At 63.4% G+C, this 21,975-nt stretch carries 15 protein-coding genes; 7 read left to right on the forward strand and 8 right to left on the reverse strand.

From position 1 onward, the window contains the following. Genes AC1DX6_RS05040 through AC1DX6_RS05050 form a run of 3 tightly spaced genes read right to left on the reverse strand, consistent with a single transcriptional unit; the run spans position 1 to position 4,603 of the window. Complete coding sequence (locus tag AC1DX6_RS05040; protein ID WP_477311618.1) at positions 1 to 936, reverse strand: dimethyl sulfoxide reductase anchor subunit family protein; 936 nt, start codon at positions 934 to 936, stop codon at positions 1 to 3. Positions 937 to 941: 5 nt separating this feature from the next. Beyond that, the gene (locus AC1DX6_RS05045; RefSeq protein ID WP_477311619.1) at positions 942 to 1,676 is read right to left on the reverse strand and encodes a 4Fe-4S dicluster domain-containing protein; all 735 of its coding nucleotides are present in this window, start codon (positions 1,674 to 1,676) and stop codon (positions 942 to 944) included. Then, positions 1,673 to 4,603 (reverse strand): molybdopterin oxidoreductase family protein, encoded by a 2,931-nt coding sequence (locus tag AC1DX6_RS05050; protein WP_477311620.1) that lies wholly within the window; start codon positions 4,601 to 4,603, stop codon positions 1,673 to 1,675. Before AC1DX6_RS05050 ends, AC1DX6_RS05045 begins: the two co-directional genes overlap by 4 nt. Positions 4,604 to 4,882: 279 nt before the next feature. Here AC1DX6_RS05050 and AC1DX6_RS05055 point away from each other — a divergent pair, with 279 nt between their 5' ends. After that, the gene (locus tag AC1DX6_RS05055) at positions 4,883 to 5,785 is read left to right on the forward strand and encodes a LysR substrate-binding domain-containing protein (protein ID WP_477311621.1); all 903 of its coding nucleotides are present in this window, start codon (positions 4,883 to 4,885) and stop codon (positions 5,783 to 5,785) included. An 81-nt stretch (positions 5,786 to 5,866) separates the two neighbouring features. Here AC1DX6_RS05055 and AC1DX6_RS05060 read toward each other — a convergent pair whose 3' ends face one another. From AC1DX6_RS05060 to AC1DX6_RS05080, 5 genes are all read right to left on the reverse strand, one after another. Continuing rightward, on the reverse strand, positions 5,867 to 6,370 hold the full coding sequence (locus AC1DX6_RS05060; RefSeq protein WP_477311622.1) for a hypothetical protein: 504 nt from the start codon (positions 6,368 to 6,370) through the stop codon (positions 5,867 to 5,869). A 444-nt stretch (positions 6,371 to 6,814) separates the two neighbouring features. Beyond that, entirely contained in the window at positions 6,815 to 8,071 is a 1,257-nt protein-coding gene (locus AC1DX6_RS05065; RefSeq protein WP_477311623.1) for an Hsp70 family protein, read from the reverse strand. Positions 8,072 to 8,346: 275 nt separating this feature from the next. Continuing rightward, on the reverse strand, positions 8,347 to 9,138 hold the full coding sequence (locus tag AC1DX6_RS05070) for a TIGR02186 family protein (protein WP_477311624.1): 792 nt from the start codon (positions 9,136 to 9,138) through the stop codon (positions 8,347 to 8,349). Continuing rightward, positions 9,138 to 10,061 carry a sulfite exporter TauE/SafE family protein gene (locus AC1DX6_RS05075; protein ID WP_477241709.1) on the reverse strand — a complete coding sequence of 308 codons (924 nt, stop codon included), beginning with the start codon at positions 10,059 to 10,061 and terminating at the stop codon, positions 9,138 to 9,140. The genes AC1DX6_RS05070 and AC1DX6_RS05075 overlap by 1 nt, the downstream gene beginning before the upstream one ends. Positions 10,062 to 10,251: 190 nt before the next feature. Further along, positions 10,252 to 14,262, reverse strand: a complete 4,011-nt coding sequence (locus tag AC1DX6_RS05080) for a peptidoglycan-binding protein (protein WP_477311625.1) — start codon at positions 14,260 to 14,262, stop codon at positions 10,252 to 10,254. Between AC1DX6_RS05080 and AC1DX6_RS05085 the strand changes: the two genes are divergently transcribed. The 6 genes from AC1DX6_RS05085 (at position 14,252) to AC1DX6_RS05110 (ending at position 21,962) form a co-directional block, all read left to right on the forward strand. Beyond that, positions 14,252 to 14,419 carry a hypothetical protein gene (locus AC1DX6_RS05085; RefSeq protein ID WP_477311626.1) on the forward strand — a complete coding sequence of 56 codons (168 nt, stop codon included), beginning with the start codon at positions 14,252 to 14,254 and terminating at the stop codon, positions 14,417 to 14,419. The genes AC1DX6_RS05080 and AC1DX6_RS05085 overlap by 11 nt on opposite strands. Positions 14,420 to 14,719: 300 nt before the next feature. Beyond that, the gene (locus AC1DX6_RS05090) at positions 14,720 to 15,178 is read left to right on the forward strand and encodes a MerR family transcriptional regulator (RefSeq protein WP_477311905.1); all 459 of its coding nucleotides are present in this window, start codon (positions 14,720 to 14,722) and stop codon (positions 15,176 to 15,178) included. A 293-nt stretch (positions 15,179 to 15,471) separates the two neighbouring features. Further along, positions 15,472 to 17,262 (forward strand): acyl-CoA dehydrogenase, encoded by a 1,791-nt coding sequence (locus AC1DX6_RS05095; protein ID WP_477311627.1) that lies wholly within the window; start codon positions 15,472 to 15,474, stop codon positions 17,260 to 17,262. A 52-nt stretch (positions 17,263 to 17,314) separates the two neighbouring features. Beyond that, positions 17,315 to 18,487 (forward strand): acyl-CoA dehydrogenase family protein, encoded by a 1,173-nt coding sequence (locus tag AC1DX6_RS05100; protein ID WP_477311628.1) that lies wholly within the window; start codon positions 17,315 to 17,317, stop codon positions 18,485 to 18,487. A gap of 31 nt (positions 18,488 to 18,518) precedes the next feature. Beyond that, positions 18,519 to 19,727, forward strand: a complete 1,209-nt coding sequence (locus tag AC1DX6_RS05105) for an acetyl-CoA C-acetyltransferase (protein ID WP_477311629.1) — start codon at positions 18,519 to 18,521, stop codon at positions 19,725 to 19,727. Positions 19,728 to 19,742: 15 nt separating this feature from the next. Next, positions 19,743 to 21,962 carry a 3-hydroxyacyl-CoA dehydrogenase NAD-binding domain-containing protein gene (locus AC1DX6_RS05110; protein WP_477311630.1) on the forward strand — a complete coding sequence of 740 codons (2,220 nt, stop codon included), beginning with the start codon at positions 19,743 to 19,745 and terminating at the stop codon, positions 21,960 to 21,962. The last annotated feature ends 13 nt before the right edge of the window (positions 21,963 to 21,975 follow it).

The following is a 21,975-nucleotide window of genomic DNA, read 5'->3' on the forward strand; positions in this document are numbered from 1 at the left end:
CTATCGGCCGTAGTAGAGTGTCACCGTGTGCTTCGCCTCGGCGAAGAACAGCCAGCGCTCGACCAGCATGCCGGCGAATTGCACCATTGCGGCGAGCACCGAAACCACCGCCGCGAACGGCCATGGCAAGGCGAAAGTGGCAACCAGCAGCAAGACGGGCAGGGCGAAGGCCATCGCTTGCGTGACCTGGCGCAGCCGCGCGCTGTGCTTGCGCGCGATGCGAAAGCCCATCTCCTTGAGCAGATAATTTTCCTCGGTATGCGGCCACTCCAGCGACCGCACCGTGCCGCCGGCCAACCCTGTCGCGGTGTTGGCGTTGGTCGGGATTTCCAGCTGATCATTGTAGCGCCATGTCGCCAGCTTCCAGCCCCAACCGAGCAAGATCAGCGGCAGCGCAAACGCCAGAAGCATGGTCGAACCCAAGCCAAATCCTTGCAGCAGCGCATTCAAGAGCACGCTGCCGGTCATCGCCGAAAAAATGAGATAGCCGGGCAAGGTATAGCGACTGTGCCACTGCGCGATCGGCTTCAGCGAGGCATAGATCATGCCGGTGGTACAGACTGTGACCACCGCGCCAACGGCCGCCAGCAGCCCGGCGACGGCCACCCAGCCGTCGGTGCGGCCGGAAAACAGCCAGCCGATGGCAAACAGCCCCGCCGGGACGAAGGTGGCGACCGAGGCGACGCCTTCGCGCGACAGCCATGAACTGCGCCATTGTGAGAACGCCCGCCATGCCCTTTCGGGTCGGCCGAGATGACCGGCCGACGACAACAGTCCGGCGGATATCAGCCCAAGTGCCAGCCCCATGCCGATGACGCCGAGCCAGAAATCCGATGGGATAAACCCCTGTCCGCCCAGCACGCCAAGCAGCGCAAGCAAGCCGTAGCCGGCGCCCGTAGCGGTGGTGAAGAAGACAACGGAAAAGGCAGGATGCATGGATGTCAGTTCGAAAGCATGCGGTCGACCCAGCCAAGGAAGCCGCCTTCGGCCCGCACCGTTTCAAGCGCCGGGGCAGGAACCGATGCGGCGCGTTCCGTATGGGCGCGCGGCGGCAGATATTTGTTGGTCGGCTTGTAGCCCATCTCCGGCATCAGGTCGACGCCGCCACGCTCCGTCACCAGCATCGAGACCGCCGACTTGGGATCGCCGAGATCGCCGAAATGCCGGGCGCTGGTCGGGCAAGCGGCGACGCAGGCTGGCACGCGGTCTTCCTCAGCCAGATTATCATTGTAGATACGGTCGACGCACAGCGTGCATTTCTTCATGACGCCGACATCGGTGTCGAATTCGCGCGCGCCATAGGGGCAGGCCCAGCTACAGAGTTTGCAGCCGATGCATTTGTCCTCGTCGATCAGCACGATGCCGTCAGAGGCTCGCTTGTAGGAGGCGCCGGTCGGGCAGACGGTGACGCAGGCCGGCGTCTCGCAATGCAGGCAGGAGCGCGGGAAATTGACCGTACGCCCGCCCATCTCCGTCGTGTGCTCATAGCTGTGCACGCGGTTGAACCAGACGCCGTCGACATTGCCGCCATAGGGATCGATGTCGGTCAGCGGCGCCATATGGCCGCCGGTGTTCCATTCCTTGCACGCGGTGACGCAGGCCTGGCAACCGACGCAGGTGTCGAGATCGATGACGAGACCGAGCTTCTTGTCGGTATGAGCGGGAAGGCAGGTCATTCAGCGGCCTTTCTTGCCCGGCGAAAATCGGCCCCGAAACTGAGCTTGTCCGGTGCAGGCTCGAAATGCGGCGGCTGCTGAAAACGCTCGAACTGCGGCTCGGTGAAGCCTGCTTCCTCAGCCGCGCATTTGACGATGCGTACGCGCAGATCGAACCATGCCGCCTGGCCGGTGACCGGGTCGGAATTCGAGTAGCGCTTGCCGCTGGCGTCGGCAGAAGTCTGGTCGCCGATGATGTGGTTGAGCAGGAAGCCGCGGTTGCTCTCGGCGGCGTCGTCCTTCAGCCCCCAACTGCCGCGCCGCTTGCCGATGGCGTTCCAGGTCCACACCGTGTCGGCGTTGACGCCGTCGACCAGCTTGATCTGTCCCTTGACCTTGCCGTTGATGCTCTCGACCCACACCCAGTCGTCGTCGACGAGCCTGAGGCCGGCGGCTGTCCGCTGGTGCACGAACAGCCGGTTCTGGCTGGTGATCTGTCTGAGCCAGGCGTTCTGCGAGCCCCAGGAGTGATACATGTGCATCGGCCGCTGGGTGAGGGCGTGCAGGGGATACTTCTTGAGGTCGACGGATGCCTCTTCGAACGGGGCGTACCAGAACGGCAGCGGGTCCATATAGGTCTCGATGCGTGCGCGCTCGGCTTCCGGCGGCTGCACCCTCCCATGGCCACGTGCCGCAAGGCGAAAGCGCTGCAGCGGCTCGGAATAAAGCTGAAAAACGATCGGCTCGGCCTTCGGGATGAAACCCATGCTCTCGGCGAAGTCGAGATAGGAGCGATTGGCCATCTTGTAGTAGCGCTGGTCGTCGGCAAAATCGTGGTGCCAGAAGCCGCCATTGTCGATGTAGCGCTGCAACTGGTCGCGATTGGCCTCGCCTCTGCCGATCGCGGTCCCGTCCTTGCCGCGCCAGCCGGCGAGCGGGCCGATACCGGGCGTACGTTCGTGGTTGACGATGTAGTCGGCATAGTCGCGGTACCTGGCCGCGCCGCTTTCGTCAACGAAACCGGGCAGGCCGAGCCGCGCGCCGAGTTCGATCAGCACCGTCTGGAACGGCCTGACGTCGCGGTCCGGTTCGACGACAGGATGGCGGATGGCGTCGCCCGGTCCGTCGGCATGGCTGATCGGCCGGTCGAGCAGGCTGATGCAGTCATGCCGTTCGAGATAGGTCGTATCGGGCAGCACCAGATCGGCGAACGGCACGGTCTCGGAATAGTAGGCGTCGGAATAGATGATGAAGGGGATCTTGTAGGCGCCGTCTTCATCGCTGTCGGTCAGCATCGCCATCGTCTCGACGGTGTTCATCGACGAGTTCCAGGCCATGTTCGACATGTACATGAACAGCGTGTCGATCCTGTAGGGATCGCCGGCCCAGGCGTTGCGGATGACCGTGTGCATCAGCCCATGCGCGGCAAGCGGCGCATCCCAGGAATAGGCCTTGTCGATGCGCACGGGCACGCCGACCTCATCGACCAGCAGGTCGTCCGGCCCGCAGACGAAGCCGAGCGGCATGCCTTCGAGCGGCGTCATCGGCGTGACGTCCTTACCCGCTGGCTTCGGCCCCGGCGGCGCCGAGCGCGGGTAGGGCGGTTTGAAGCGGAAGCCGCCGGGAACATCCACGGTGCCGAGCAGCACCTGCAGCAGATGGATGGCGCGGCATGTGTGAAAACCGTTCGAATGGGCCGAGATACCGCGCATCGCGTGCATCGACACCGGCCGCCCCTTGATCGTTTCATGCCGGCGCCCGGCCCAGTCGGTCCAGGCAATCGGCAGCTCGATCGTCTGCTCGAAGGCGACATGCGCCAGTTCGGCGGCGATCCGCCGGATCGTGTCGGCCGGGATGCCGCAGCGCTCGGCGACCGCATCCGGCGCGTAGCTCTCCTCGAGATAGCGATCGGCGATGAGCTGGAAGACCGGCACGCAACGGCGGCCGTCGACTGTGAAGCTGCCGGTCAGCGCCGGTTTCGCGTCGGCATAGGTGGCGCTGACAGGTGTCTTCGCCACCCTGTCCCAGGCCAGCGGATTGCCGTCGCCGTCGCGCACGAACAGCCCGTCACTGGCAGCCCCAGGCTCCTGCACGACGAGCACATGGGCGTTGGTGTAGCGCAGCAAATAATCGAGATCGATGCGGCCGGCCTTCAGCAATTCATGGATGAGGGCAAACACGAACAGCCCGTCAGTGCCGGGCCGGATGCCGATCCAGTCGTCGGCAATGGCGTTGTAGCCGGTGCGGCACGGGTTGATCGAAACCACCTTGGCGCCGCGCGCTTTGAGCTTGCCGAGACCGATCTTGATCGGGTTGGAATCATGGTCCTCGGCGACGCCGAACAGCATGAAGTATTTGGTGTTGTCCCAGTCGGGTTCGCCGAACTCCCAGAACGAGCCGCCGATCGTGTAGAGCCCGCCGGCGGCCATGTTCACCGAGCAGAAGCCGCCATGGGCGGCGAAGTTCGGTGTGCCGAACTGGCTCGCCCACCAGCCGGTCAGCGATTGCGACTGGTCGCGCCCGGTGAAGAAGGCGAGTTTCTTCGGATCGGTCCGGCGGATATTCGAAAGTCGCTCTGTCGCGATGGAAAGCGCCTCTTCCCATTCGATTTCGCGAAACTCCCCGGAGCCGCGCGGGCCGCTGCGCAACAGCGGCTTCTTCAGCCGCGCCGGACTGTAATGCTGCATGATGCCGGCGCTGCCCTTGCCGCACAGCACGCCGCGATTGACCGGATGGTCCTTGTTGCCGTTGATGTAGCGGACCTTGCCGTCCTTGAGGTGGACGTCGATGCCGCAGCGGCAGGCGCACATATAGCAGGTGGTCTTGGCGATGCTGTCGGAGATGCTGGGCGATGTCTCGACGCCGTCGCCCTCGTCGGGCGCGCGCGTGTCGGCAAGCGGCCGTTGCGAAGGTGCGGAATTGGCGCCGCGCGGCGCTGCGTGCCTCATGATCTGGGCGCGCTTTTGCGGTCCGCGTTCTTGGCTCTCGTCTTGGGTCCGGGACCGCGCATGTAGTGCTGCTCAGGGTGGTAGCGTTCGCCGGCGACGCGCCGCCTCAGGCTACGCGTCCAATGCGCGAACAAAGACTTGAACCGCCCCATCAATTTCTAACCCTCGCGATTCGATCGCGATTTTTTTCCAATTTCGCGCAAAAACTTAGAACAAAGCAATCGATCTGTCTAACAAGTTGCTCTTGTAATTCCGATCGAATTTGCTTCTTAATCAGGCATGACCCTGGACCAGTTGCGCATCTTCGTCGCCGTCGCCGAGCGCGGCCATATGACCAAGGCGGCCGAGCTGCTGGGCATCTCCCAATCGGCGGCGTCTGCCGCCATTCGCTCGCTTGAACAACAGCACGGCGTCCAGCTGTTCAACCGTGTCGGGCGCAACATCGAGCTGGCGCAGACCGGGCTCAGGTTCCTGCCCGAGGCCAAGGCTGTTCTCGAGCGGGCGGCTGCCGCCAACAACGTGCTGGAGCATGTCTCGCAGACGATATCGGGCAGCCTGTCGATCGCCGCCAGCCAGACCATCGCCAGCTATTGGCTGCCGCGCCGCCTGGCCTCCTTCCACGAAGCCTATCCCGCCGTCAGGCTGAGCGTCACCATCGGCAACACCAGGCAGGTCGAGACCAATGTTCTCGACGGCACGGCGGATTTCGGCCTGGTCGAGGGCCGCACCGAATCCGACATTCTTCGACGTGCAAAGGTCGACGTGGATCGCATGGTTCTGGTGGTGGGGCGTTCGCATCCTGAGATCGCGGAACTGTCGCGCGGGCATCCCGACATCAGGGGACTGCGCTGGATCATCCGCGAAGCCGGCTCGGGAACGCGCGAGGTGCTGGAGGACATTGCCGGCCGCGAAGGGATTTCCTTCGCCGAGCTGCAGATATTCCTGGTGCTGCCCAGCAACGAGGCGATCCGGCAGGCGGTCGAGGCCGGCGCCGGCGCCACCATCATTTCAGAACTCGTCGTTGCGCGCGCGGTCGCCGAGGGCAGTTTGCGCGCGGTGCCGCTAGACCTGCCGAAGCGCGATTTCGCCATGATCACCCACCGCGACCGGCAGGCGAGCCTCGCCCAGATGGCGCTCAAGGCGCATCTGACGGGCAAGGCGGATGCATCGCCGACGGGCTAGAGCAATTCCAGGAAAACCGCTGCGCGCCATTCTGATTTTCCTTGGCATCGCGGCATTTGCTGCGCGCGGCAGCGGATCCTTCTAAGAGTTATTCCTAGCCAAACGCTTCCTGGCAAGGTCTGCCACGGCTTGGATCACCTGTTCGCAATCTTGCTGCGGAAAACTCTTCGATAGAACAGAAGTGAGGATGACACCCATCAAGATTATGATGTCCGCAGTGCCGCCTCCTGCATCCCTAACGCGCTCAACGACCTTCGTCGAAAATGGTTCGCATTCGGTCTCCAAAAATTGTCGCATCATGGTGTAGATGACGCGTTTGCGGAGCAATTTATCGAGGCGAGGCGCACCCCCTTTGACGACAGAGAAATTACGCGCATCGGCGAGTTCTTCGATGGGAATGGGTGGATCCTCTTTCAACAATCCGAGCTTTGCAAGCTCACTCCAGAATGCGTGATTGCGACTACCGGCCCATGTTGACATTGAAGCGCGGTGCGCCACCGCGCCAACAAGAACAGAGAAGTCTCCATCGCTCAACTGCATCATCATATCGATCAAACTATCGGGCGGCCATTGCTCGTCCTGCATTCGAAAGGTTCCATCGGTTACTGTGCCGGGCTAGTGTTATCTCACTGCCCTCGAAAAGACATGCTACAACATCGCTGGATTGTGAGCAGAATAATATAAGACTTGATTGCGGGATTGGGCCTATTTGTGCGAGATCTGCGGTTTGCGTTTTGGACAAGTCCGCTACGGGCTCATCGCGATATCCACGGTCTGACGTAGCCATACCGGGAAGGGGCTTGGCGCTGATATCCTTTCAGACACCCTGCGCCGCCTCGCAAGCATCAGCACTGCGGCGGTTCTCGTCCATGCCAAGGGCGGGCGGTCAAGTGATTCTACTTGGCCAGCACGGAATTCATTGGTATCCGGCCGATCGCCGAACCCTGCTTCTTCCAATCGAACCGTGGGCGCGGTCTTCAGCTAGCGGATCAGCGATTCTGTGAAAAGCTGAACCGCTCTTGGAAGGCTTCAGCCGAACTTTCTTTGAGCGTCCAGCGCCAGGCCAAGCCCGACCGAGCCGAACATGTCGCCTTCGATGACGGACGCTTGCGGCACCAGTGCCAGGATCTGCTGCCTGGCCAGCGGGATCGCCGTCGATCCGCCGGTTAGGAACACCGCGGTGATGTCGGACGGTTTCACCTGCGCATCTTGAATGGTCTGCGCCACCGTGGCGGTCACACGCTCGATGTCCCGGTCAATCGTTGCTTCCAGCCCAGCGCGCGTGATTTCGGCGGCGAACTTTACCCCCGGCAGCGCGACCGCCACATCGGCGGACACTTGGTCGGTCAGCTTGATCTTGGCTCGCTCGACCAGCGCGGCCAGCGCGTGTCCGTAGCGGTGCTCGACGATATGGATGAAGCGGTCGACCAGGTCGGCGCGTTCGGCCTCATAGCGGATCTGGCGCAGATGCGTCATCGCCCTGGCGGTGTAGACCAGGTTGATGCGCTGCCATGTCGCCAGGTCGATGAAGTAGCTGGCCGGCAGATTGCGCTTGCCGTCCTTGGTCGGGGTGAGATAGCCGAGCTGCGGCATTACATGGGCGATGCTCAGCAGCCGGTCGAAATCGGTGCCGCCGATATGGATGCCGCGGCTGGCCAGGATGTCGTCCTTGCGGTCGGGCGAGCGGGCGCGCTGCGGCGAGACCCGCACGATGGAAAAATCCGACGTGCCGCCGCCCATGTCGACGATCAGCGCCAGTTCTTCCTTCGCCACCTTCTGCTCGTAGTCGAGTGCGGCGGCGATCGGCTCGAACTGGAAGGCAATGTGCTTGAACCCTTGCGCGCGGGCCGCGTGTTCGAGTTCGCCCTCGGCCTTGGCGTCCGCCTCCGCATCGTCGTCGACGAACTGCACCGGACGGCCGAGCACCACGCTCTCGACCGTGTCTTTTGCATCTCCTTCCAGCCGCTTCTTCAGATGTCCCACAAACAGCCCGACAATCTCCATAAAGCCGATCGAGCGCGACTTGATGCGCGTCTTTTCATGGGCAAGCGAGCTGCCGAGCACGCTCTTCAGCGAGCGCATCAGGCGGCCTTCGATGCTGTCGGTGTAGTTGGCGATGGCGTGGCGGCCGTAACAGGTGCGGTTGTCCTCGAAATTGAAGAACACCGCACTTGGCAGCGTCACCTGGCCGTCCTCCAGCGCCACCAGCCGCGGCTGGCCGTTCCTGACCACGCCAACGGTGGAATTTGACGTGCCGAAGTCGATACCGCCGAATGCTGGTCGCATGGCCTGTTCCTGAATTGTCTTTGGCGAGCGGATCGGCGCCATGGGAGGGCGCGCATCCGGGGACCGGACTGCTCTGCTGAACTGAATTGTTTGTGTCTGCCGGGTGGCTGGGAGAGCGCGGTCTAACGCATGACCCTCAAAAGGGAAACCGCTTTTCGCAAAAGGCCGATCCTAATGCATGTCGCCCAAAAGTGCGCAGCGGTTTTGGGACAACGACATGCATAAAAACAAAGGCCTAAAGCACGTCGACTGAATCCTTTTCAACGCGACGTGCTTTAGTCGCGCCGGAAGATCAGTCTTCCAAGCCAGCCGGTCAGCATGGCCAGCGACACCGCAAAGACGCCATAGAGGAAGGAGTAGTCGTGGGCGACGCGAAACACCGATTGCTCGAAACCCGACTTGCGGATCTCGAGCTGGGCCGAGCTTTCCTTGATGAACAGGCCGCTCTTGAACAGGAAGGCCCGTGCCTTGTGGGTGCCGACCGGGACATTCGGCGCCAGCCGCACCGTGGCGCGGAACAGGTTCTGCGACAGGAACTGCACGCCGCCGACATTTTCGCTGTAGAGACCGGTCGCCGATTTGCGTTCGCGCAGCGCCGTGGTGAATTCCGCGATCGTCGCCGGGCTGTCGCCTTCGTCGGTCGGCTGCATGTAAAGGTTGGAGGCGCCGAGCGACAATTGCTTGTAGCTGTTGGGCTCGGTGATGTCCTGCAGCGGGCGCGTCGTTGCCACCGAATAGGACATCGGCACGTTCTCGAAAGTTTCCGACTGCAGGTTGATCCAGACGCCGAGCACCCGGTCCTTGCGGCGCACCACCACTGGCCGCGGCGGGCCTTCGAGCACGACGATGACGTCATAGCGGCCCTGGCGCGCGACCAGCGGGTCGGCGTTTTCCAGCGAGCCGAAGATGGTGAGGTCGGCGCCGGAAAAGCCGGCTGTGATCGACACCGCATCGGTCGACAGGCCGATCTGGATGCTTTCGGTCGGCAGCGTCTGCGCTTTTCCTGACGACGCGGCGCTGAGCAGCGACAGAAATGCAGCGGCCGCAAACGTCTTCAAGCCCGCCATCAGCTAACGCCCGCGGCGGTCAGCGAGTAGAGGTTAGGCGGCGTGACGAAGAGGTCGATGGCAAGCCGGATGGCGACCGCCAGCACCAGCAGCGCCAGCAGTGCTCGGAGCTGTTCGCCGCGCAGTTTCTGCCCGGCCTTGGCGCCATATTGCGCCCCGGCGACGCCGCCGGCCATCAGCAGGAAGGCGAGCATGACATCGACCGTCTGGTTGGTCGTGGCGTGGACCAGCGTGGTGTAGGCCGAGGTGAAGATGATCTGGAACAGCGAGGTGCCGATGACGACATTGGTCGGCACTTTCAAGAGGTAGATCAGCGCCGGCACCATGATGAAGCCGCCGCCGACGCCCATGATCGACGACAGAAAGCCGATGCCGGCACCCAGACCCAGCACCGGGATGACGCTGACGAACAGTTTCGAGGCCCGGAAGCGCATTTTCAGCGGCAGCCGGTGGATCCAGTTGTGCTGGCCGGATTTCTTCAGCACCGGTGCAGCACCGCTGCGGGTGGCGCGCAGCGCATTGACGCTCTCGACCAGCATCAGCCCGCCGACGGTGCCGAGCAGCACGACATAGAGCAGCGAGATGAACAGGTCGAGCTGGCCGAGCCGGCGCAAGAAGGCAAAGACAAAGATGCCGCCGGTGGAGCCGACAATGCCGCCGGCCAGAAGCACGCCGCCGAGCTTGAAGTCGAGCGTGCCTCGCTTCATGTGCGACAGCGCCCCGGAGAAGGAGGAGGCGATGACCTGGTTGGCGCCGGTGGCGACCGCAATCGCCGGTGGAATGTTGTAGAAGATCAGCAGCGGGGTGATGAGGAAGCCGCCGCCCACCCCGAACATGCCCGACAGGAAACCCACCGCCGCGCCCATGGCCAGCAGTACGAAGACGTTGACGGAAATTTCCGCGATCGGGAGATAGATGCCCACCCGTCAGTCTCGATCAGTGTGCCCTCGGCGAATGCAACCGTTGCGGGCATTTTGCGCCGAAAAGCTGGTTTGTTCTTGCGCCGGCAAGGCGGCGAAGTCAAACCTCGCCGCGACGCCGAAACAAAAAACATCTCAATCAGTTAACAGGCAAATGTGTGGCAAGGGCGTCGCATAAGCGACGCATCTGCCGTTATTTGTGTGCAAGCAGCGCCTTGACCAGTTTTTCGTCGATCTCGCCGGTTGCTTTCATCTTGTTGTCGGTCTGGAACGCCATGATGGCGTCCTTGGTCTTCTGGCCGATCATGCCGTCGGCGCCGCCGGCGTCGTAGCCGTTCTTGTTGAGAATGAGCTGGATGTTCTTGACCGCCTTCTTCATGTCGATGCTGGCGGTCGTCTGCGGTGCGCCTTCCTGCCATGATTCAGGGATGTCGGCCGAATTGGACGCCGGATCGAGCGGCTTCGGCTTCCACAGCTCAGTGGCGGCGCGTGCGCGCTCCAGCTGCTCGGGCCGCAGCGCAGCGGCGATCTCGTCGCGTTTGGCCGCTGCGTCCTTGTCGCCGGTCTTGGCGACGAGCGCGAACCATTTGTAGGATTCTTCAAGGTTCTGCTTCATGCCGACGCCCTTGGCCGCCAGGATGCCGAGATTGAACTGGCTGTCCTTGACGCCGACGTCCGCGGCGGCCTGGAACCAGTGCGCCGCCGACTCATTGTCGGTGACGCCGTCCGCGGCCATGGCGAACAGCACGGCAAGATTGTGCATGGCGCTGGCATTGCCCTGCTCGGCGGCGAGCTGGTACCAGGTTTTCGACTTCTTGATGTCGCGGGCGACGCCGATGCCCTTCTCGTAGAAATTGCCGATGCGGTATTCGGCCGGAGCAAAGCCGAGCTCGGCCGATTTCTCGTACCATTTGGCTGCCGCCGCCATGTCTTCCTTGACCCCGCGCGATTCGGCATAGCGCGAACCGATCTCGAACAGCGCCTTGGCGTCGCCGCCGGCAGCCGCGTCGCGCAGTGCGGCCGGACCGGCATCGGCCGGGATGTCGATCTTGGCCGTGGCCGTGGTTGCCGAAGCGTTGGTGGGGGGAACCGCACCGGTCGTGTCCTGGGAGGGGGCTGGCGCGCTGACGTTCTGCGGGAAGTCGGTATCCGACGCCACCGGTTCCGCTGCAGCCGGAACAGCCGGCGCCTTCACGTCCGCTGTTGGCGCTGCCGCATCGGCAGACGGTGTCGAAGCCATCGGCGCCGGAGCCGGCGCGGCCACATCGTCCATCGGTGCTTCGATGTTTGATGGCATGGCCGAGGCAATTTGCGCAGGCATCTCGTCCTTGGCTGCCGGCTCGGCGGGCTCCGCTTGCCTCACGATGCGGGCCGGCGCCTCCTGCGCGGCTGCCTGCGGTTCTGCCTTGGGCTCGTTGGTGGTGGTGACCGCAGCCGTTTTCACCGGCTGTGCGGCAACAATCGGCGCCGCATCATTGCTGGCCATTTCGACGGGATCGGCGAAAAAGGCCTTGCCCAGTTGCAGGCCGGCAAGCGCCAGCATGATCGCGATGGCTCCCATCAGGATCGGCTTGCGCCGCGCCTTGAGCAGGTCGCCGATCCTCAGCGCCTTTACCGGACCTTTCATCGTCGACTGGCGTTTCAGAGCCTCGGCCTCGGCGGCGGCGGCCTGCGCGGCGCGCCTGGCTGCGGCGATGAAGTCGGATTTCGACGCATCGGTATCGCTATGCCGGACCGGCTGGCCGCGCTCGTCACGCACGCGCTTCATGATGGCGTTGAGGTCAGGCGCACCCGAGCCGGGTTCCAGCGGCCGGTTGGCGAGCTTGGGGTCGAGCGGCTCGTCGAGATCGACGCTCGGTATGTCGACATTCGGCGCCGAGCCGGCAAGCGGCGGGATGTCCGCTTGCTTCTTGCCCTTGAAGGCGCGCGCCAGTCCGCCAAACATCGACGTCTTGCGACCGGGCTGGCCGCTTCTATCCGGGACGGTGTCCGAACCGAGCGCCGCCATGGCGGCAGCGGCAGCGGCTTCGGCTGGCGAGCGCGGAGCTGGTTCGCTACGCACACCCGGGTCGCCATGCGTACCCAGGTCGCCATCCGTATCCGGCTCGTTGCGCATGATGGCTGCGGCGCGGCTGTCGAGGTCGGCCATGTCGCCTGTCAGCGGCTGCGGCTGGTCGATATCCATCGATGGTGGATCCTGCACCGCGATCTTGGAGGTGCGTGTCGCCCGGATCGTGCGCGCACGCGCTGGCGCGGCCGCATCGACGAGTTCGCTCACCGCCTCGATCGGCTCGTTGGTTTCCAGTGATCCCAGGCGGTCGACGATCTTGAGCAGCGTGTCGTGGATGGCCTCGAACGTCCGCGAGTTGCGTTCGTCGGAACGGCGGGTCAGCGATTCGAGCGTCTTCAGATCCTGGGCGAGGCCGGCAACGGCCGCCGTGTTGGCGCTTGACCCGGCCATCGTGCGCACGGCACTCTCGGCCGCCTCGCGCGCCGCACCGAGGATCGAATCGCGGGTTCCGGCCAGTGACCTTTCGATTTCGTTGAGACGCGGGCTGATGTCCTCGAATTCCGGCAATGGTGTGCCTGGCTTGGACAGATGAGCCGACAGGCCCGAGACCTGTGCCTCGAGGCTGCGGATCAATGCCGGGTCGATGCCGGCGACCTGCGCGGCCGACGATTCCAGCCGGCTTGAAATGTCTTCCAGCCGGGTCTCCAGGCCACGTATCGCCGCCTCGTTGGCCGGATCCGGAACGCGCGTCTCCATGCGCTTGGCCAGTGCAGTGAAGCGGGCGTCGATGGCGTCCATGATGCCGGCGCCGTCGACCTGCGGTGTGCGCTGGTCCAGCCGGTCGGCGACTTCGTCCAGCCGCCGTTCGAGATCGCGAAACAGCATATTGCCCTGTTCGATCGCATCACCCTGGCGGCGTTCCATCATGCCGGACAAAACGTCGAAGCGCTGCTCCAGCCCCTGGAAAATATAGTCGGCGTCCGGCATGGCCGGGGCGCGGTCGATCTTGTCGGCGATCAGGGCGATCTGCTTGCCGAGACGCTCCATCGCCTGTTCCGGCAAATTGGCCCGGCCGGCGAGATCGTCGACCCGGTCCGACAGCATGTTGAGGCGGTCGATGACCTCGCCGCTCGGACGGTCCTGCGTCACTTCCTCGATCTGCTGGGCAAGCGAAGCGATCCGCTTTTCGATGCGCTCGAAGAGTTCGGGGTCGACGGAATTGGCCTGGGCGGCGACGGTCGAGGCAACGATGGCGCGGGAAATCTCGTCAAGCCGCTCGTCGATCATGCCGAACGTATCGCTGCCGCGATTGTCCTGCTGGTTGATGAAATGATCGACGGCGCCGGCAAGCGTGCGAACCTTGTCCTCAAGCGAACGCAGCGACAGCGATTCCGGCAGATTGTTGACCGCATTGCTGATCTGCTCCAGCCGGTCGGTCAGCATCGAGAAGCCGGGCGCGTCCGACCGCTGGCGCTGGTCGGCGTCGACGCGATCCTCGAAAGCACTCCAGCGCCGGTCGAAATCGTCCCAGCGGCGGTCGACGGCCTGCACGCTCTCCTCGCGCGCCAGCGTGTCGAGCGCGGCCTTGACCTGTTCCAGCTCCAGCCTAAGCATATTGACGCTTCTGTCGTCGCTCTTTTCGGCCAGGGTCTGGATGGCGCCCGAAAGCCGCTCGAACTCGATGCCGAGTTCGGCGCTGCCCTTGCCCGACTGGCCCCCTGATTGGCTACTTGCCTGGAAAGCCCGTTCGATGTCCTTGCGCAGCGCGTCGAATTCGCGCTGCAGCCCGACCGTCATCTGGTGGCGCAGTTCCTCGCGCAGGCCGCGCAGTTCGCCGGCGATCTTGCCGACCACGGCGACGCTGTCTTCCTGGCCGCGCACGCGGTCGATGTCGCGGGCGATCGTCTGGTATTTCTGATCGAAGGCGGGTGCCGCCGGTGCCGGGCTTTTCAGCCGCTGCGCCGGATGCGGATCCTCATACCAGCGCGGCTGGCCGTAGGGCTGGGCGCTGGCGTAGCGCGGCTCGGCGCCGGGTCGGCGCGGATCGGCCCGCTGCTCTGCCCGGTCCTCGCGCGACCGCTCCAGCCGCTGCTCCAGCGTTTCAAGTGAACGGTTCAGCTCTTCAAGCGCGGTGTGCGGCCTGCGCTGCCTGCCGGCGTTGAGTGTATCGAGATAGGACCGCTTGCTGTTCATCGATGCGCCCGTTTTCAGAATTGCTGGCTTGCAACCAGTTTTCCCCAAAGTTCCTGCCGGAACCGAAGGCGCCCGCAGCCTTGCTGCGGTGGAAGAAAGGCTTCCCGGGGTTCTCACCCGCGCTCCGAAAAACCGTGAAAAATTCGATACAGGATAAACACGGGTAACCGACATGCGCACATTTCGCCCAACGTGGTAAACAACGCGTTAACCAAGCTTAAGAAGTTGCAACGTTGTTGGCGGGCCGTCTGTCAGGTGCGGCATAAGGTGCCGCGCACAGAACACGCTTGCGTCGTAAGGCGGCTATCGGTATAGAATTGACGTAAACGTAAAAGGGGCGCAGATCGCGCCTTTTGCGATATTTTGTTGAAACCACGATTGGAAGCACGCCCCCGCTTCCACTCAGGCGACGCAAGGTCCGGGACCGCGGCGCCACAGACGGGGAAAGCCAGTGACCATGAAACTCGTTTCGCCCGGCGAAGCCGCGGCCAATACCAATGATATATCGAACGAAGCCGGTGAGGAACTTGTCCGCATCGGCGAGATGGCCAAGAAATACGGCGTGACTCTGCGCACGCTGCGTTTCTACGAGGACAAGGGCCTTCTCAACCCGAAGCGCGACGGTGCGACCCGTCTCTACACGCGCCGCGACAAGGCTAGGCTGAAGCTGATCCTGCTCGGTCGCAAGGTCGGTTTCTCGCTGCGCGACGTCAAGCAGATGATGGATCTCTACGATCCCACCGGCTCCAACACCAAGCAGTTGCGGCTGGCGCTCGACAAGTCGGAGAAGCAGCTTGCCCGCCTGCAGAAGCAGCGCTCGCTGATCGACGACGCCATCAACGAGCTGAGCGGCTCGATGTCGGCCGTACGGCAGATGCTCGCAGAACGCTCGACGCCGGCCAGCGCCGCCGGTTAATTCGGCGACGTCCATCCCCGAACAGCCTTTTGATGAATGAGAGCCGCGTGGCCTGCCGCGCGGCTCTTTCCTTGTGCGCTTGGCTGTTGGCAGAACGGCATTTCAGGCACGCTCCGTGCTGGTGCTCATGATGTTGCCCCACTACGCTCCGGTGTGCCGCGCCGAAGAAATTTTGCCGCAGCAAAAAATTGACGTTTACGCAAACGTCAATTTTTGCTATGCGAACTTCAACTTTGGTCCGCTTGCCGTGAACGGCTTGATTTCGGGCCAGGACCGCATGGTGGAGGAAACGCATGCCGATCTACAGGGCGCCTGTCCAGGACACGCTGTTCGTGCTCAACGAAGTGCTGGGCTACCAGCGCTATTCCAATCTTCCCGGATTTGCCGATGCGACGCCTGATGTGGTCGAGGCCATCCTCGCCGAGGGTGCCAAGCTCGCCGAAAACGTCATGCAGCCGCTCAACCGTGTCGGCGACATGGAAGGCTGCGTGCGCCATGCCGACGGCTCGGTGACGACACCGAAAGGCTTCAAGGAAGCCTTCGACCAGTATCGCGAAGGCGGCTGGATGGGGCTGGCCGCGCCGGTCGAGTTTGGCGGCCAGGGCCTGCCCTACGCGGTGCACACGGCGGTCGCCGAATATATGGTGTCGGCCAACATGTCGCTGATGATGTATCCCGGCCTGACCCAGGGCGCGATCGCGGCCATCATCACTCACGGCACCGACGAGCAGAAGTCGACATGGCTGCCGAAGCTGGTCGAGGGGTCCTGGACCGGTACCATGAACCTGACCGAGCCGCATTGCGGCACCGACCTCGGCCTGCTGCGCAGCAAGGCTGTCCCGAACGGCGACGGCACCTACAAGATTTCTGGCCAGAAGATTTTCATCTCGGCCGGCGAGCACGACATGGCCGACAACATCGTCCATTTGGTGCTGGCCCGCATCGAGGGCGCGCCGGAAGGCGTCAAAGGCATTTCGCTGTTCGTCGTGCCAAAACTCAAGCTCGATGCCGCGGGCAATCCGGGCGCGAGGAACACGGTCTCTTGCGGCTCGATCGAAGAGAAAATGGGCATCCACGGCAACTCGACCTGCGTCATGAATTATGACGAGGCGGAAGGCACTCTGCTGGGCGAAGCCAATGGCGGACTGAAGGCCATGTTCACGATGATGAACGAGGCGCGGCTCGGCGTCGGCCTGCAGGGACTTTCCATGTCCGAGGTCGCCTACCAGAACGCCGTGTCCTATGCCAAGGACCGCCTGCAGGGCCGCTCGCTGTCGGGCGCCAAGGCGCCGGACAAGAAGGCCGACCCGATCATCGTCCATCCCGATATCCGCCGCAGCCTGATGACTATGAAGGCCTTCAACGAGGCCGGTCGCGCGCTGGCGCTGTGGACGGCGATCAAGTCGGACATCGCCCACCGCTCCGCCGACGACAAGGACCGCCAGGCGGCTGACGACTACACCGGCCTGCTGACGCCGGTGGTCAAGGGCGTGCTCACCGACAAGGGTTTCGACCACGCCGTGATGGCGCAGCAGGTGTTTGGCGGCCATGGCTACATCGAAGAACACGGCATGAGCCAGTTCGTCCGTGATGCCCGCATCGCCATGATCTATGAAGGCGCCAACGGCATCCAGGCGCTCGACCTCGTCGGCCGCAAACTCGGCCTCAATGGCGGCCGCGCCATCCAGGCCTTCTTTAGGGATGTCGGCGAATTCTGCGAGGAAAACCGCACTGAAGAAAAGATGGCGCCCTTCACCAAGGCGTTGAAGAAGGGCCTCAACGATTTGCAGGCGGCGACGATGTGGCTGGTGCAGAACGGCATGGCCAAGCCTGACAATGCCGGTGCGGCCTCGACCGACTATATGCATCTCTTCGGCCTGGTGGCGCTCGGCTACATGTGGGCGCAGATGGCAAAGGCGGCGCTCGGCAAGAGCGGTGCCAATGGCTCCCAGTCCTTTTACGACAACAAGATTGTCACGGCGCGCTTCTTCATGGAGCGGATCATGCCGGAGACATCGGCACATCTTGCCCGCATTTCGAGTGGTGCGGACACGCTAATGGCGCTGCCTGCGGAAGCGTTCTAAGTTTGGCGGGCCGGTACCGCCGGCCCACAATTGTCGGAACGCGGAGGAAATCGTGGCGACAAATCCAGCCGAAATTCTTGGCCTTCCCAAGCCCGCCTGGGCGGCGGACGAGGTTGGCATGCTCTACGACATGGCGCACCGCTTCATGTCGGAAGAGATCGCGCCGCGCTACGACGAGTTCGAGAAGAACGAGATGGTCGACCGCGAGAGCTGGCTGAAGGCCGGTGCTGCCGGCCTGCTCTGCGCCTCGATGCCGGAGGAATATGGCGGCTCCGGCGGCACCTTCGCCCATGAGAGCGCCATCATCGAGGCGATCGGCCATGTCGGCGTCGATGGTTTCGGCATCGGCCTGCACAATTCGATCGTCGCCCCCTACATCCTCCACTACGGCTCGGAGGAGCAGAAGAAGAAGTGGCTGCCGAAACTGGCGACCGGCGAGCTGATCGGCGCCATCGCCATGACCGAGCCCGGCGCCGGCTCCGACCTGCAAGGCGTCAAGACCCGGGCCGAGAAGGATGGCAACCAGTACAAGATCAACGGTTCCAAGACCTTCATCACCAACGGCCAGCTGGCCAACTTCATCATCATCGTCACCAAGACCGATCCGGCCAAGGGCGCCAAGGGCACCTCGCTGATCGTCGTCGAGACCGACGAGGTGGAAGGCTTCGAGCGCGGTCGCAACCTCGACAAGATCGGGCTCAAGGCCAACGACACTTCGGAGTTGTTCTTCAACGACATGCGCGTGCCGACCTCCAACCTGCTCGGCCACGAGGAAGGCCAGGGTTTTGTCCAGCTGATGCAGCAATTGCCGCAGGAGCGGCTGCAGATCGGCACCGGCGCCATCGCCATGATCGAGCGGGCGCTGGCGCTGACCATCGACTACGTCAAGCAGCGCAAGGCCTTCGGCAAGGCGATCATCGATTTCCAGAACACCCAGTTCATGCTCGCCGAACTGAAGACCGAAGCCACCGTCGGCCGCGTCTTCTACAATGACTGCGTTGCCCGCCACATCGCTGGCGGTCTCGACCCGGTGACGGCCTCGATGGCCAAGTACTGGCTCAGCGATCTGCAGGGAAAAGTCGTCGACGAATGCCTTCAATTGCATGGCGGCTATGGCTACATGAATGAATATCCGATCGCCCGCATGTTCCGCGACGCCCGCGTCCAGCGCATCTACGGCGGCACCAACGAGATCATGAAATTGCTGATCGGACGCTCTCTCTGAGCGACTGTCAGCAAACCCGAGGAGCAAGAAGATGACTGAGGCCTATGTCTATGACGCCGTGCGCACGCCGCGCGGCAAAGGCAAGAAGGATGGCTCGCTGCACGAAGTGCCCGCGGTAAGGCTCGGCGCCAAGGTGCTGGAGGCGCTGCGCGACCGCAACGGGCTCGACACCGGCACTGTCGACGACATCATCTTCGGCTGCGTCGACCCGGTCGGCGAAGCCGGTTCGGTCATTCCGCGCGCCGCTGCTTTCGAGGCCGGCTACGACACCAAGGCGCCTGGCATGCAGATCTCGCGCTTCTGCGCTTCCGGTCTCGACGCCATCAATTTCGGCGCCGCCAAGATCGCGCAGGGCGCTGACGAGATTGTCATTGCCGGCGGCGTCGAATCGATGTCGCGCGTCGGCATGGGCGCGTCCGGTGGTGCCTGGTTCATGGACCCCTCGGTCGGCCTGCCCGGCTGGTTCGTGCCGCAAGGCATCTCGGCCGACCTGATCGCCACCAAATACGGCTTTTCGCGCGACGACGTCGACGCCTACGCCGTCGAGAGCCAGAAGCGCGCCGCGAAGTCGTGGGCCGACGGCCGCTTCAAGAATTCGGTGATCCCGATCAAGGATCAGAACGGCCTGACCATCCTCGACCATGACGAGCACATGCGTCCGTCGACCGACATGCAGTCGCTGGCAGCGCTCAACCCGTCCTTCGTCATGCCCGGCGAAATGGGCGGCTTCGACGCCGTCGCGGTGCAGAAGCATCCCGAGGTCGAGGAGGTCAACCACGTCCACCATGCCGGCAATTCGTCCGGCATCGTCGATGGCGCCGCCGCCATTCTGCTCGGCTCGAAGAAAGCCGGCAAGACCATGGGCCTGAAGCCGCGCGCCCGCATCCGGACTTTCGCCAACATCGGTTCCGAGCCGGTGCTGATGCTGACCGGCCCGGTCGACGTCACCGAGAAGCTGTTGAAGCGCGCCAAGATGAAGATTTCGGACATCGACCTGTTCGAGCTCAACGAGGCCTTCGCCTCGGTGGTGCTGCGTTACATGCAGGCCTTCGACATCCCGCACGACAAGATCAACGTCAATGGCGGCGCCATCGCCATGGGTCATCCGCTCGGCGCCACCGGCGCCATGATCTTCGGCACCGTGCTGGACGAACTGGAGCGGCGCAACCTGAACACCGCGCTGGTGACGCTGTGTATCGGTGCCGGCATGGGCACCGCAACGATCATCGAACGCGTCTGACGGGGAGAGAGACCAATGAGCTACACCAATTTCACCCTCGACACCGACGCTGACGGCATTGCCCTGGTCACCTGGAATAGCCCGGACCGCTCGATGAACGTCTTCACCGAGGAGGTGATGCGCGAGTTGAACGCAATCGTCGATCATGTGGCCGGCGATGCCGCCATCAAGGGCGCGGTGATCACGTCGGGCAAGGACACCTTCTCCGGCGGCGCCGACATCACCATGCTGCAGAAGATGCTGGCCACCTACGCCACTGATAAAGGCAAGGACGCTGACAAGGCGATCAAGGCGCTGTTCGACAATGCCGGCTATATGACCGGTCTGTTCCGCAAGCTGGAAACGTGCGGCAAGCCCTGGGTGTCGGCGATCAACGGCACCTGCATGGGCGGCGCCTTCGAAATGTCGCTCGCCTGCCACGGCCGTGTCGCGGCCGACAGCGACAAGGTCAAGATGGCGCTTCCCGAAGTGAAGATCGGCATCTTCCCGGGCGCCGGCGGCACCCAGCGCGTGCCGCGGCTGACCGACCAGCAGCAGGCGCTGCAGATGCTTACCTCCGGCCAGACGCTGTCGCCGCAGAAGGCCAAGGCGATGGGCCTGATCCACGAGATCGCCGAGCCGGCCAAGCTGGTCGAGACCGCCAAGGCGATGATCAAGAATGGCCTGAAGCCGGTGGCGCCGTGGGACGAGAAGGGTTTCAAGCTGCCCGGCGGCCCGGTCTATTCGGTGGCGGGCGCCAATCTGTGGCCGCCGGCCATCGCCATCCTGCGCCGCGAGACCTTTGGCAATTATCCGGCCGCGGCCGCGATCCTGAAATGCGTCTATGAAGGCCTGCTGGTGCCGTTCGACACCGGCCTCAGGATCGAGCAGCGCTATTTCACCGAAATCATGCAGACCAAGGAAGCGGCGGCGATGATCCGCTCGCTGTTCGTCTCGCTGCAGGAGTTGAACAAGGGCGCGCGCCGCCCGGCCGACGTGCCGGAGACGAAGTTCAAGAAGATCGGCGTGCTCGGCGCCGGATTCATGGGCGCCGGCATCGCGTATGTCACGGCCAAGGCCGGCATTCCGGTGGTGCTGCTCGACCGCGACATGGAGTCGGCCACCAAGGGCAAGGCGCATTCGGAAAGCCTGGTAACGGACCAGGTGAAGAAGGGCCGCGCCAAGCCCGAGGAGAAGGACAGGCTTTTGTCAATGATCACGCCGACGGCCGACTATGCCGACCTTGCCGGTTGCGACCTGGTGGTCGAGGCGGTGTTCGAGGATTCGGCCGTCAAGAAGAGCGCGACCGAACAGGCCGAGGCGGTGCTGAAGCCGGCTGCGATCTTCGCGTCAAATACGTCGACCATTCCGATCTCGTCGCTGGCCAAGAATTCGGCGCGGCCGAAGAATTTCATCGGCATTCATTTCTTCTCGCCGGTCGACAAGATGATGCTGGTCGAGATCATTTTGGGCAAGAAGACCGGCGACAAGGCGCTGGCGACCGCGATCGACTTCGTGCGGGCCATCAAGAAGACACCGATCGTCGTCAACGACACGCGCGGCTTCTACGTCAACCGCTGCGTGCTGCGCTACATGTCGGAAGCCTACAAGATGCTGATCGAGGGCGTTCCGGCGCCGATGATCGAGAACGCCGCCAAGGCCGCCGGCATGCCGGTCGGTCCCTTGGCTCTGACCGACGAAACGGCGATCGACCTCGCCCAGAAAATCATGAAGCAGACCATCAGGGATCTCGGCGACAAAGCCGTCGACCCCAAGCAGATGGCGCTGATCAACACCATGGTCGACACGCACGGCCGCTTCGGCCGCAAGAACGGCAAGGGCTTTTACGATTATCCGGCAAAGCCGGCCAAGAAGAAGCTGTGGCCCGGCCTGAGGGATCTCTATCCGCAGCTGGCGCCCGAAAAGGTCGATTATGAAGAGTTGCAGCAGCGCCTGCTGGTCACCATTGCGCTGGAAGCTGCCAGGGTGATGGAGGAAGGCATCGTCACCGATCCGCGCGAGGCCGATGTCGGCTCCATTCTCGCCTTCGGCTTTGCGCCCTTTACCGGCGGTGCGCTGTCCTACATCGACGGCATCGGAGCCAAGGAATTCGTCAGGATCGCCAAGGGACTGCAGAAGAAATACGGCGCCGAATTCAAGGCGCCCAAGCTGCTGCTCGATATGGCCGAGAAGGGCGAGACTTTCTACCAGCGCTTCGATCCCTATGCGAAGGGCGAGGCCCGGAAGGCGGCGTAGCGTAGCCTTCCGG

The sequence above is a fragment of the Mesorhizobium sp. P2_C4 genome (assembly GCF_056404575.1).